An 11,766-nucleotide genomic window follows, 5' to 3' on the forward strand; every position below is an offset into this window, starting at 1 on the left:
ATGAGGGGCGGACCGGTGGCGGACATCGAGGAAGCGCGCAAGCAGTTCGAGCGGATCGATACGGACGGGGACGGGTTCGTCACCGCTGCCGAGTTCAAGACCGCGCTGGCGCAGGGCGGGGACTGGAACGTCACCGAGGCGGTCGCGGAGGCCCTGATCAAGTCCCGCGACCTGGACGGCGACAAGGTCCTGTCGTTCGACGAGTTCTGGGCGCACCTGAACAAGTAGGTGAACCACAGTCCGGCCGGGGACCGTCACCGGGGCGCGCCATTGCCCGGCTTCAGGCGGCCTCGGCCCACTGTCGCAGCGCCGACTTGCTGGAGAAGTCCGCGACGTTCTTGTCCAGCGGGTCGTCGGTGTACTGGTGGAAGCGCCACTTCGCCTGAATACGGGGCTTCCCGGCGCTGACGTAGTCGGCGATCCAGAGGCCGTCACCGGCGTAGGACGTCGTATCGACGTTGAGCCAGAAATTCCTGTTGCAATACAGAACAACTCTGTTGTTCGGCCGCAGCTCCTTCACCTTGCGGAGGAAGCGGTCCTTCTCGGAGTTGCTCGCATGCGAGCCCTCGCCCGTCGTCTCCCAGTCGACCGCGAGGATGTCGCCCCGCTTCTCCGGGGCCTTGCTCACGAAGTACTCGGCCTGTGCGGTGACATGTCCCGGCCAGAGGAAGTGATAGAACCCGACCACCAGACCGGCCTCCCTGCCGGTCCTGGTCTGGGCGCTGAGCTTGGGGTTCACATACGAGCGGCCCTCCGTCGCCTTGACGAAGACGAAGGACAGGCCGTCCGTGTCGTACGAGGAGGACTGGTACGAGCTCACGTCGATGCCACGCAGCATGCGGGTCTCCCGTGTATTGCCGTGGGGGAACGGGAGTTGTCTTATTCCCCGCTTCAACCATGCTGACGCGGAACGCCGTTCAGCACTCGATGATGTTCACCGCCAGCCCGCCCCGGGCCGTTTTGGCGAGGAGTGCCCGAGCCACGTGGACAGGCTCACGACTGATTCGGCGGCCTCCAGTTGCACGCTGGCTACGTGTTCCGGGAACACATGGACATGTCCTCGCGTTGCGCCGCGTAGACCGGAACCCGCCGGATGCGGCCGCCGTTCCGGCGGACCTTCTCACCCACAGCCGTGATGAGGCCGGCCGCCGCCAGGGCGGACTTCCAGCTCTGGTCATTCCACGTCCGGTAGTAGATGCGGTTGCCGTGCGAGGTCATTAGCACCAGCGCACGGTGATGGGCGCCCGCTGTCGAGCTTCGAGTGCGTTGGCCCGGGGCTCCCGATTCCGCCAGGGCAACGTACACGCCGTGGACGGGAAACGCCGGAAGTGGTGACGGGCTCGGGCAGCGAGGTTCGGGTTGCCTCCCTTGGGGAGGCAGAAGTACGGCCTTCCCCTGGTGTCCCACCTGAGCTGACGCCGGACGTATACGACACCGGCCTCCAAGTCGAAGTCCTCTTACCCCGGGCCGAAGGCTTCTCCCTGGCGCAGGTCGAGTCCGAGTCCGAGGTCGACTGCGAACCAGTAGCGGTCCTGGAGGCCGCGGCGGGCCGCGTCGACGACGGACCGGCTCCAGGCCCTGGCCTTCTTCTCCGTACGCCGCGGAGGCTTGACTGCGGTGCTCCTTGATGCGATTCCTCAACAGCCGCTTGTCGTCGAACGCGCTGCTGAGGATGGACGAGAGGTGCCCGGTCACTTCTGCCGTCGAGCCCTCGAAACGTGGGTGGGCAGAGCAGCCGCGAACGAGCGCAGCGCCGAGGCGTCGATCTCTCGGAGAGGGAGTTCGCCCAGGAGGCGGAATGACGTCGTTCCAGATGGGGCTGCGCATGGGTCCCTCAGTCGAGGGCTGGTCGGTTCGACTCGGCCACCAGTGGTCGACGATGTACTCGGTGAGGCACATGTCACCGTCTCGCCGGATCTTCGAACTCCCCACGCCTGGTGTCCGTCTTCGCTGTGGCGAGCCAGTGCCAGGCGGATGTCTGGGAGTGCGTCATCACGACGGAGCACCGCTCGGCCGTCAGCGACTTTCCGGTGGAGCGGCTCAACGCCCGAGCACCAGGGAGATCCGACCCCCTGCTTCTCGCCGACAGCAACGTCCCGCTGCGCTCCGGTGGTCCGCTGGAGCCTGTCGCAGAGTGGGCCGCCACCCTCCGCAGCACCGGTCAAGCTCTCGCCGAAGGCGTCCAGGACGGAACTCTCGACCGCGGGCTGCGGCAGGTGCTCAGCTACCACGTGATCTTCCACTGGAACCGGCTCGGGCTGTCCATGCGAGGGCAGAGCATCCTGGCCTGGGCAGCCAGGGCAGCCAGGGCAGCGATCCTGCACCAGACAGCGGGGGCGGTGCCACTGGTAAGGGACTGCCGACTGGTAGACCGGCTGGCCTGGGCGCCGTCGTGGTCGACGTGTGGTGCGCTAGGACGGGGCGGTGGGCTTCAGCTCTCCGGCTCCAGGGAGAGCTGTCCGTCGGCGGATCGTTCCAGGCGGTAGCCTGGGAGGTCGCCGCGCGGGACGACGTGAAACCGCTTTCCATCGTCCGGAAACTCGCTTGGTTCGGTCGGCTCTCCGCCGTACGTCCATTCCAGCACCACGCGGAACCGGCACGAACAGCCCTCGCTATTGAAGTACAGCCGGAATGTCTCGCTATGTGAGTGGCTAACGGTGTACGGCAGTGAAATCCGGTTTACGGCCCCATCCACCCCGACTGCCATGTCCTTTGGAGAGAGCGTCGGCTTCTGTTCGTCCAGGGCCACATCCCATGCAAACTGCGCGGTTCCCTCGGCGCAGCCGATGCCGGGTCGCAGAAGGATGCCTGTGCGGGGTGTGGCGCTCCTGTCGATCTCCTCGATCCGGAGCTCAGTGAGCTGCAGCTCGGCCTTGTTCCTGTTCTCCACCGAGATGTCCAGCCAGGCGTCGTCAGCGACTACCGGCTCGTCCTCCTCTGGTTCACCCGGTGGCACCTGAGTGGGGTCGACCTGCTCCACGGACTGCTTCAGGTAGCGGCGGGCGCATGGTGCATGCCAGTCATACGTGACGGCTGGTGCGGCGGGACGTGCCGTGTCAGAACCAGCAGCGCTTTTTGAGGGTGAAGCCGAAGGGTCGGGCGTGTCGTCCGCAAGGGCGTCAGCTAGGACAGTGTTGGCCAGAGTGAAGAACCCGCCGATCATTGCAGCGAGCATCGCCCCGGCGAGCCCGATCACAGCCACCTTATGGGCTGAGTCCAGCGCCCTGTAACGCTCTCGCAGTGATGGCCGTGGGGTGTGGTCCCCATCGTCGGGCCCTGCTCCAGGAGATGGCGTGGTCTCCGGGCCGGCAGTCATCCCAGGTCTCCTCGTCTCGCGGCAAGGCCCGCAAGCTTAGCGTCAAGTTAGCTGCGGGCTCTATGACTTGGGTATGGGGACTGAGCTTGTTCTTTACGGTCCGACCTCGGGAACCGCCAGGGGGACGGCCTTCGCATGATCCCGCGTTCCGCCACGGAACCAGATTCATACGGAAGCCGCAGGGGTGAGCCTGCTGCATGACGACGCCCGGCGGGACGCGTGCGACTTCGCGTCACACTTCCGGGAGGACTTCTACCCGTGCCTGGCCCGGCGCGGTGACACCTGTTCGAGTTGTGCGACGCGATCCTGCGCGAGAACGGGCTGTTCGTGTCGCCGGTGGATCTGACGCTGCTGGCCGAGCACCGCCGCGGTCACGGAGCGTTGTACGACGCGCTGAACTGCGGCCGTATCGACGTGGCGGGGCTGCGGCGGGCCCTGGCGGTACTGCCGCAGCCCAAGCCCGCCGACAACCGGCTCACCCTCGCGGTCGACATGGCCAACTGGCTGCGGCCCCACGCCCCATGCAGCGCGGACCGCCTGTTCTGTCATGTCTATGGCCGCAGCGGGCGCTCCAGCGACCAGTTCGTCCCTGCCTGGCCGTACTTGACGTTGCCAAACCAGGTCAAACAACAAGCTGAGAAGCTGTTGTCATTCCGGACGTGAGGATCGTGTTTTCGCTGGTGGGCATAGGGGCGGCGGTTGGGTGAGAGTGACGACCCGTCATGTCGTCGCTGCTGCTGTGGGGGTCGCGGATGCCATCGGTGGTTTGAGCTGCTGCAAGCGCGGGAGCCGGGTGCTCGCCGTCTGGTGGACGAGCTGCGGGAGGAAGCCGAACGCATCCAGGCCGAGCTGGCCGTGGCCGAGCGGGACTTTTCAGGGAATTTCACCTCTACCCCAGGGCGTTTCCAGGGTTTCCGCCGCGTAAGCAAGGAAGGCTGACAGCGCTGAAAGATGCAAACGCCTGTTAAGGGGCCCATCCGCCTAGCACTCGATGATGTTCACCGCCAGCCCGCCCCGGGCCGTTTCCTTGTACTTGACCGACATGTCCGCGCCGGTGTCCTTCATCGTCTTGATGACCTTGTCCAGGGAGACCTTGTGGGAGCCGTCGCCGCGCAGGGCCATGCGAGCCGCCGTGACCGCCTTGACGGCGGCCATGCCGTTGCGCTCGATGCACGGGATCTGCACCAGGCCGCCCACCGGGTCGCAGGTCAGACCCAGGTTGTGCTCCATGCCGATCTCGGCCGCGTTCTCCACCTGCTCCGGCGAGCCGCCCATCACCTCGGCGAGGGCCCCCGCGGCCATGGAGCAGGCCGAGCCCACCTCGCCCTGGCAGCCCACCTCGGCGCCGGAGATGGAGGCGTTCTCCTTGAACAGCATGCCGATCGCCCCGGCCGCCAGCAGGAAGCGGACCACGCCCTCCTCGTCGGCGCCGGGCACGAAGTTCATGTAGTAGTGCAGGACGGCCGGGATGATGCCCGCCGCGCCGTTGGTGGGCGCCGTGACGACCCGGCCGCCGGCCGCGTTCTCCTCGTTCACGGCCATCGCGTAGAGGGTGATCCACTCCATGGCGAGGGCCTGTGGATCGCCCTCCGAGCGCAGCTTGCGGGCGGTGTTCGCGGCACGGCGGCGGACCTTCAGACCGCCCGGCAGGAGGCCCTCACGGGACATGCCGCGGTCGACGCAGGCCCGCATCACGCGCCAGATCTCCAGCAGACCCTCGCGGATCTCCTCCTCGGACCGCCAGGCGCGCTCGTTCTCCAGCATCAGGGCGGAGATCGACAGACCGGTCTCCCGGGTGAGGCGCAGCAGCTCGTCGCCCGTGCGGAAGGGGTACTTCAGGACGGTGTCGTCGAGCTTGATGCGGTCCGCGCCCACCGCCTCCTCGTCGACGACGAAACCGCCGCCCACCGAGTAGTACGTCCTGCTCAGGACCTCCGCGCCGGACGCGTCATATGCCCACAGCGTCATCCCGTTGGCGTGGTAGGGGAGCGCCTTGCGGCGGTGCAGCAGCATGTCGTCGTCGAAGGAGAACGCGATCTCGTGCTCGCCGAGCAGCCGGATCCGGCCGCCGTCCTTGATCTTCTCCACCCGCTCGTCGGCCGACTCCACGTCCACCGTGCGCGGCGAGTCGCCCTCCAGGCCGAGCAGCACCGCCTTGGGCGTGCCGTGGCCGTGCCCGGTGGCGCCCAGCGAGCCGTACAGCTCCGCCCGCACCGAGGCCACCGAGTCCAGCAGGTCCTCGTTGCGCAGCCGCCGGGCGAACATCCGGGCCGCCCGCATCGGGCCGACCGTGTGCGAGCTGGACGGGCCGATGCCGATCGAGAACAGATCGAAGACCGAGATGGCCACGGGAGGACTCCTCAGGGTTCGGCGGACGACGCTGTCCGCCTGTGGTTCATGATGCGGGGCACCGCGCTCACCGGCTCAGTGTGCGCGATGCCCCGGATATCCGTACAAAAGAAAAGCGTGCGAAACAGAAGAAATGCGGAAGAAAATTACGTCAGACCGGGGTACAGCGGGTGCTTCTCGGCGAGTGCCGTCACCCGGGCCCGGAGCGCCTCGACGTCGTAGGACGGCTTGAGCGCCTCCGCGATCACGTCCGCGACCTCGGTGAAGTCATCGGCCGTGAAACCGCGGGTGGCGAGGGCGGGAGTGCCGATCCGCAGGCCCGAGGTGACCATCGGCGGGCGCGGGTCGTTCGGGATCGCGTTGCGGTTGACGGTGATGCCGACCTCGTGCAGCCGGTCCTCGGCCTGCTGGCCGTCCAGCTCGGAGTTCCGCAGGTCGACCAGGACCAGGTGCACGTCCGTGCCGCCGGACAGCACATCCACGCCCACGGCCCTGACATCGTCCTTGATCAGGCGCTCGGCCAGAATGCGGGCGCCCTCCAGGGTACGGCGCTGGCGCTCCTTGAACTCCTCCGAGGCGCACACCTTGAACGCGACCGCCTTGGCGGCGACCACATGCTCCAGCGGACCGCCCTGCTGACCGGGGAACACCGCGGAGTTGATCTTCTTGGCCAGTTCGGCGGTGGAGAGGATCACACCGCCGCGCGGGCCGCCGAGGGTCTTGTGGGTCGTGGTCGTCACGACGTGTGCGTGCGGGACCGGGTTCGGGTGCAGGCCCGCGGCCACCAGACCGGCGAAATGGGCCATGTCGACCATGAGGTACGCGCCGACCTCGTCCGCGATCCGGCGGAACGCGGCGAAGTCCAGCTGACGCGGGTACGCCGACCAGCCGGCGACGATCAGCTTCGGCTTGCTCTCCTTGGCGAGCCGCTCGACCTCGGCCATGTCGACCTGGCCGTCGTCGCCGACGTGGTAGGCGACGACGTCGTAGAGCTTGCCGGAGAAGTTGATCTTCATCCCGTGGGTCAGGTGCCCGCCGTGCGCGAGGTTCAGGCCCATGATCGTGTCACCGGGCTTCAGCAGCGCGAACATCGCGGCCGCGTTGGCCTGCGCGCCCGAGTGCGGCTGCACGTTGGCGTGCTCGGCGCCGAAGAGCTCCTTCACCCGGTCGATGGCGATCTGCTCGATCACGTCGACGTGCTCGCAGCCGCCGTAGTACCGGCGGCCCGGGTAGCCCTCGGCGTACTTGTTGGTCAGGACCGAGCCCTGGGCCTCCATGACCGCGACCGGGGCGAAGTTCTCCGAGGCGATCATCTCGAGGGTGGACTGCTGACGGTGCAGCTCGGCGTCGACCGCGGCGGCCACCGCCGGGTCGAGCGCGTGCAGGGACGTGTTCAGAAGCGACATGCGGCTACGGCTCCTCAGCCCGCGATGTGGGCGTGGTACTCGGCGGCGGTCAGCAGGTCGGCCGGCTCGTCGGTGACGCGCACCTTGAACAGCCAGCCCTCCCCGAAGGGGGCGGAGTTCACCAGCGACGGGTCGTTCACGACGTCCTCGTTGACCTCGGTGACCTCGCCGCTGACCGGGCAGTAGAGGTCGCTGACCGACTTGGTCGACTCCAGCTCGCCGCAGGTCTCGCCCGCGGTCACGGTGTCACCGACCTCGGGGAGCTGGACGAACACCACGTCGCCGAGCGCGTTGGCCGCGTGCTCGGTGATGCCGACCGTCGACACGCCGTCCTCGGCGGGCGTCAGCCACTCGTGCTCCTTGCTGTACCGCAGATGCTGGGGGTTGCTCACGGGGTTGCTCATGGCCTGAATTCTCCTGTACGCGGGGGACTGCTGATGACGGTGGGGACAGCGGAAAGCGCTGTGAGCGGGTACGCCGACGCCGGCTCGGGCGCGCGCGGGGCCGCCCGGAGGCTGCCTACGACGGTGTCACTTCTGCCGCTTGTAGAACGGCAGCGCCACGACCTCGTACGGCTCGTGGCTGCCGCGGATGTCCACGCCGACGCCCTCCGTGCCCGGCGCCGCGTGCGCCGCGTCGACGTACGCCATCGCGATCGGCTTGCCCAGCGTGGGGGAGGGGGCGCCGGAGGTGACCTGGCCGATCACCTCGCCGCCGGCCACGACCGCGTATCCGGAGCGCGGCACCCGGCGGCCCTCGGCGACCAGGCCGACCAGCACGCGGGGCGGCTGCGTGGCGGCGCGCTCGGCGGCCTCCGTCAGGGCGGCGCGGCCCACGAAGTCGCCCTCCTTCTCGAACTTCACCACCCGGCCGAGACCGGCGTCGAAGGGCGTGAGGTCGGTGCTCAGCTCGTTGCCGTACAGCGGCATGCCCGCCTCCAGGCGGAGCGTGTCGCGGCAGGACAGCCCGCATGGGACCAGACCCGCGCCCTCGCCGGCCTTGGTCAGCGCCTGCCACAGCTCCACCGCGTGCTCCGGCTTCACGAACAGTTCGAAGCCGTCCTCACCGGTGTAGCCGGTGCGGGCGATGAGCGCGGGGACACCGGCGACCGCAGCGGGCAGACCGGCGTAGTACTTCAGGCCGTCCAGATCGGCGTCGGTGAGCGACGCGAGGATCGCCGGGGACTCGGGGCCCTGCACGGCGAGCAGCGCGTACGCGTCGCGGTCGTCGCGGACCTCGGCGTCGAAACCGGCCGAGCGCTCGACGAGCGCGTCGAGCACCGTCTGGGCGTTGGAGGCGTTGGCGACCACCATGAACTCCGTCTCGCCGAGCCGGTAGACGATCAGATCGTCCAGGATGCCGCCGTCCTCGCGGCAGATCATGGTGTAGCGGGCGCGGCCGGGCTTCACGCCCCCGATGTTGCCCACCAGGGCGTGGTCGAGGAGGGCGGCGGCCCCCGGTCCGGCGACGGTGATCTCGCCCATGTGCGAGAGGTCGAACAGGCCGGCCCGGGTGCGCACGGCGTTGTGCTCGTCGCGCTCGGAGCCGTAGCGCAGCGGCATCTCCCAGCCGGCGAAGTCGGTCATCGTCGCGCCGAGCGAACGATGCAGGGCATCGAGCGCGGTCCGGCGGGGTTCGGTACTGCTCATCGGTCGGTCTCCCAGAGGCGATGGGGGTCCCTCCCGCGCGAGTTCATGCGAGCGTGGGAGAAGGCGAGGACATTTCCTCCCCATCTGTCATCGGAACCTGAGAGGTTCGCCATGATCGCCCGCACCGGGGCGGCGTCACGGCTTGCACCTTGGGTGGGGTCGCTGGAGCACGGCTGCGGCGGCCCGCTTTTCAGATGTGCCTCGCCCACGCGGTAACGGTGCCTGAGAGATTCAAGGGAGGGACTTGCTCCTTCGGCGCCCCGGCGGCACACGGTGCCGGGGACTCTCCCGCGCGGATTCAAACGGCCGGTATGCAGTTGGCGCGCACATCATTGCACGCATCGCCGGGGTCCGGCAGGGGGACCCTTCCCTGGTATGCACAGGATGTGCGGGCGCGGTCACAGGGAGCTGTGACAGGCCTGTTTCACGAAAGGCACGGAAACGAGAGCACCTGGCATTACCTTCTCTTTACACTCGGCGGGGACGGGACATGTGCCCGGCCCCATGGGAGGACCATGACGGTGAACAGGACCACGGCGTGCGCCACCACTACCGGCGCCGCACTGCCGGCGCAGCCGGCTGCCCGGACCCGCCGGGCACGCGGCGCGCTGCCGTCGCCCGTCGTCCGCGATCTGCGGGCACGCGCCGGCCGCAGCCCGCGCGCGCTGCTCTTCGGACCCCGCGACCTCGTCGTGGTCACCGGACTGCCCGGCAGCGGCAAATCCACGCTGATGCGGCGTACGGTGCGCGGCGCCCGCGTCGACTCCCAGCTCACCCGCGACCGCTGGGACCGCCGCATGCCGCGCTACCTGCCGTACGCCGTATACCGCCCGCTGGTCCGCCTCGCCCACTACGCCGGGCTGCGCCGCGCCCTGCGCGCCGGCGGCCCGCTCGTCGTCCACGACTGCGGCACGCAGGCCTGGGTACGGCGCTGGCTGGCCCGCGAGGCCCGGCGCCGCGGTGCGAGCCTGCATCTGCTGCTGCTCGACGTCACCCCGCAGCAGGCCCTGGCCGGCCAGCGCGAGCGCGGCCGCGGAGTCTCCCGGTACGCCTTCCGGCGCCACCGCGCGGCGAGCGACCGGCTGTTGCGCGCGGTGCAGCGCGGCCGGGTACCGGAGGGCTGCGGCTCGGCGGTGCTCATCGACCGGGACGCGGTGGACGCGTTGGACCGGATCGGCTTCGCGGCATGACCCGATAGCCTTTTCAGCCACAGCAGTGGTTCCAGGCAGGCGGTAGGCGAACGATGGACTTCCCGGCGGAATACTCGGACCGGACGCACCCCCATCCGCACGGCGGATGGCCCGGTAACGAACTGGAGGAGGTGCTCTCCGCCTCCCTCGGCGTTCCCTCCGCGGGAGCGAGGATCATCGAGGTGCTGGGCCGCAGCTTCGTCTGGGTCCCGCTGCCGAACGGCGGCGGCCCGCACAGCGGCCCGCTGGACCTGCCCACCATGGAACTCGACGGCCAGGCCTACGTCCCCGTCTTCAGCTCGGAGGAACAGTTCCGGCAGGTCGTCGGCTCCCACATGTCGTACACGATCGCCCCCGCCGTGGAGTTCGCCCGCGGTCTGCCGCCGCAGGCGGGGATCGCGGTGAACCCCGGTGGCGTGGTCTCCGCGCCGCTGCCGCCGGGCGCCGTGGCCGAACTGTGCCGGGCCGGACGCGGCCCGCTGGACGGCCCGGCGAGCGGCGGCCGGGTCCGGCTGTTCGAGCCCGACTGGCAGGACGACCCGGTGGACTTCCTCGGCGCCGCCTCCGAGGAGTTCGACGCCATCGGCGTCGTGACGACCGCCCGCCGCTGCCTGGCCGCGATCGAGACCGCGGACCCGGTCCTGTTCATCGGCGTGGAACTCGCCCACGCGGAGGGCGACGCCCGCGCCCTCCCACTGGACGCCCTGGGCCGGGCCCTGGGCCGCACCCCGGCCCGCTGGCCGGTCAACCTGATCCTCATGGACCTGGCCCAGGACCCGGTGGCGGACTGGATGCGCACCCGGGTCACCCCCTTCTACCAGCGCCACCCGTGACCCTCCGGGACGCGCGCCCTGCCGCGTACTGAACGCAGACCGCCGGAGGCCGTCGGCTTAAGCTAGGTTCGTTCGCTGGTGAGGTGTGTTACGGAGGGGCGATACAAAGTGAGCGCTGGCACCGCGGCGGCCGGGCAGGTCGAGCACATGCTGCGCCAGGTGACGCCCGGGCGTTACGACGCCTACGAGGCGTTGCTGCGCGCTCTCGCGAACCCTTCGACCGGCCAGGTCTGGATGCTGCTGTGGCACGGTCAGGCCGGCTCCCCGGACGCCCAGTACGGGAACATGGACGTCGACGGCTTCGGCTACGCGCCCTGCGTCACCTCGGCCCAGGAGCTGTCGGCCAGCGGCTGGAACCGGTCGTACGAGGTGGTCGACGGCCTCGAAGTGGCCCGCGCGCTCTTCCCCGACCGGTACGGACTCTGGCTCAATCCGCACGCGCCGGGCGGCGGTGTCGGCATCCCCTGGCTGGACCTGCGCCGGATCGCCGGCGGACTGGACCGCCAGCCCGCCGGACCGCTGCGGCTGTCCGAACCGGCCATCGAGATCCCCCAGTTCTACGCCCTCCTCGCGCAGAACGCCCACCGCACCCCGGCCGTCCGCGCCCTGCGCCGCGCCTGGGTGCAGCCCGCGCTGGGCGCCCCGTACCTCGCCATCGGCCTGGACGTGTACGACACCTCCCCGCCCGCCGTGGACGCGGTGCGCGCGATGATGCAGCAGTCGCTGGGCGCGGTCCCGGACGGGCTGCCCGTGTCGACCGTCGCGATGTCCGACGAGCACGACCCGGTCGCGATGTGGCTGCGCGTCAACGCCCGCCCCTTCTACGACCGGGAGGCGCACGGCGCGGTCCAGCCGCCCGCCACGGGGTACGGCTACCCGCCCGCCCAGCACCGCTGACCGGCAGGATCCGGGGGTCACCCCCACCGTTCTACGGCTCACGCCGACTCAGCGTCACCGTGTCCACGACCTGGACATGACCGCCGACGAGGACGGGCCGGTGTGGCCGCCGCTGATTTCCGTCAG

The 11,766-nt window shown here is 69.5% G+C and carries 12 protein-coding genes, 1 pseudogene and 1 riboswitch; of the genes and pseudogenes, 6 read left to right on the forward strand and 7 right to left on the reverse strand.

The annotated features are described in order from the left end of the window. Positions 1 to 15 precede the first annotated feature (15 nt). Positions 16 to 228: an EF-hand domain-containing protein gene (locus AB0L56_RS12485; RefSeq protein ID WP_361024945.1), complete on the forward strand. Its 213-nt coding sequence runs from the start codon at positions 16 to 18 to the stop codon at positions 226 to 228. A gap of 52 nt (positions 229 to 280) precedes the next feature. Here the strand turns inward: AB0L56_RS12485 and AB0L56_RS12490 are convergent, their stop codons facing one another. From AB0L56_RS12490 to AB0L56_RS12500, 3 genes are all read right to left on the reverse strand, one after another. After that, positions 281 to 838, reverse strand: a complete 558-nt coding sequence (locus AB0L56_RS12490; RefSeq protein WP_365422158.1) for a glycoside hydrolase family 25 protein — start codon at positions 836 to 838, stop codon at positions 281 to 283. Between the two features lie 191 nt (positions 839 to 1,029). Beyond that, on the reverse strand, positions 1,030 to 1,224 hold the full coding sequence (locus AB0L56_RS12495; RefSeq protein ID WP_365422161.1) for a hypothetical protein: 195 nt from the start codon (positions 1,222 to 1,224) through the stop codon (positions 1,030 to 1,032). A 1,207-nt stretch (positions 1,225 to 2,431) separates the two neighbouring features. Continuing rightward, positions 2,432 to 3,196 carry a hypothetical protein gene (locus AB0L56_RS12500; protein ID WP_365422163.1) on the reverse strand — a complete coding sequence of 255 codons (765 nt, stop codon included), beginning with the start codon at positions 3,194 to 3,196 and terminating at the stop codon, positions 2,432 to 2,434. 310 nt (positions 3,197 to 3,506) lie between these two features. On the opposite strand from AB0L56_RS12500, the pseudogene AB0L56_RS12505 reads away from it, so the two are divergent. Together AB0L56_RS12505 and AB0L56_RS12510 are read left to right on the forward strand one after the other, a co-directional pair. Beyond that, positions 3,507 to 3,919, forward strand: a pseudogene (locus AB0L56_RS12505) (transposase); the annotation flags it as partial. A 204-nt stretch (positions 3,920 to 4,123) separates the two neighbouring features. Beyond that, a complete protein-coding gene (locus AB0L56_RS12510; protein ID WP_365422166.1) occupies positions 4,124 to 4,255 on the forward strand; it encodes a hypothetical protein in 132 nt (43 codons plus the stop codon). Between the two features lie 42 nt (positions 4,256 to 4,297). Here the strand turns inward: AB0L56_RS12510 and AB0L56_RS12515 are convergent, their stop codons facing one another. From AB0L56_RS12515 to gcvT, 4 genes are all read right to left on the reverse strand, one after another. Next, positions 4,298 to 5,665 carry an L-serine ammonia-lyase gene (locus tag AB0L56_RS12515; RefSeq protein ID WP_365422169.1) on the reverse strand — a complete coding sequence of 456 codons (1,368 nt, stop codon included), beginning with the start codon at positions 5,663 to 5,665 and terminating at the stop codon, positions 4,298 to 4,300. Positions 5,666 to 5,811: 146 nt separating this feature from the next. Then, positions 5,812 to 7,071 (reverse strand): serine hydroxymethyltransferase, encoded by a 1,260-nt coding sequence (glyA, locus tag AB0L56_RS12520; protein ID WP_365422171.1) that lies wholly within the window; start codon positions 7,069 to 7,071, stop codon positions 5,812 to 5,814. Between the two features lie 14 nt (positions 7,072 to 7,085). After that, positions 7,086 to 7,463, reverse strand: a complete 378-nt coding sequence (gene gcvH, locus AB0L56_RS12525) for a glycine cleavage system protein GcvH (protein WP_361025032.1) — start codon at positions 7,461 to 7,463, stop codon at positions 7,086 to 7,088. A 138-nt stretch (positions 7,464 to 7,601) separates the two neighbouring features. After that, positions 7,602 to 8,720: a glycine cleavage system aminomethyltransferase GcvT gene (gcvT, locus tag AB0L56_RS12530; protein WP_365422174.1), complete on the reverse strand. Its 1,119-nt coding sequence runs from the start codon at positions 8,718 to 8,720 to the stop codon at positions 7,602 to 7,604. A gap of 200 nt (positions 8,721 to 8,920) precedes the next feature. Beyond that, positions 8,921 to 9,021, reverse strand: a riboswitch (glycine riboswitch). A gap of 214 nt (positions 9,022 to 9,235) precedes the next feature. On the opposite strand from gcvT, the gene AB0L56_RS12535 reads away from it, so the two are divergent. The 3 genes from AB0L56_RS12535 (at position 9,236) to AB0L56_RS12545 (ending at position 11,640) form a co-directional block, all read left to right on the forward strand. Further along, entirely contained in the window at positions 9,236 to 9,910 is a 675-nt protein-coding gene (locus AB0L56_RS12535; RefSeq protein ID WP_365422177.1) for an AAA family ATPase, read from the forward strand. 53 nt (positions 9,911 to 9,963) lie between these two features. Beyond that, positions 9,964 to 10,743 (forward strand): enhanced serine sensitivity protein SseB, encoded by a 780-nt coding sequence (locus AB0L56_RS12540; protein WP_365422180.1) that lies wholly within the window; start codon positions 9,964 to 9,966, stop codon positions 10,741 to 10,743. A gap of 108 nt (positions 10,744 to 10,851) precedes the next feature. Continuing rightward, positions 10,852 to 11,640, forward strand: coding sequence for an enhanced serine sensitivity protein SseB C-terminal domain-containing protein (locus AB0L56_RS12545; RefSeq protein ID WP_361024924.1), 789 nt, complete (start codon positions 10,852 to 10,854; stop codon positions 11,638 to 11,640). Positions 11,641 to 11,766 lie beyond the last annotated feature (126 nt).

It is taken from the genome of Streptomyces sp. NPDC052079, from assembly GCF_040680275.1.
In the GTDB taxonomy this organism is placed as follows: Bacteria; Actinomycetota; Actinomycetes; order Streptomycetales; family Streptomycetaceae; genus Streptomyces.

Coding starts and splice junctions, on each gene's coding strand:
- AB0L56_RS12490 (WP_365422158.1), bottom strand. CDS start 838: ATGCTGCGTGGCATCGACGTGAGCTCGTACCAGTCCTCCTCGTACGAC.
- AB0L56_RS12535 (WP_365422177.1), top strand. CDS start 9,236: ATGACGGTGAACAGGACCACGGCGTGCGCCACCACTACCGGCGCCGCA.
- glyA (WP_365422171.1), bottom strand. CDS start 7,071: ATGTCGCTTCTGAACACGTCCCTGCACGCGCTCGACCCGGCGGTGGCC.
- AB0L56_RS12540 (WP_365422180.1), top strand. CDS start 9,964: ATGGACTTCCCGGCGGAATACTCGGACCGGACGCACCCCCATCCGCAC.
- gcvT (WP_365422174.1), bottom strand. CDS start 8,720: ATGAGCAGTACCGAACCCCGCCGGACCGCGCTCGATGCCCTGCATCGT.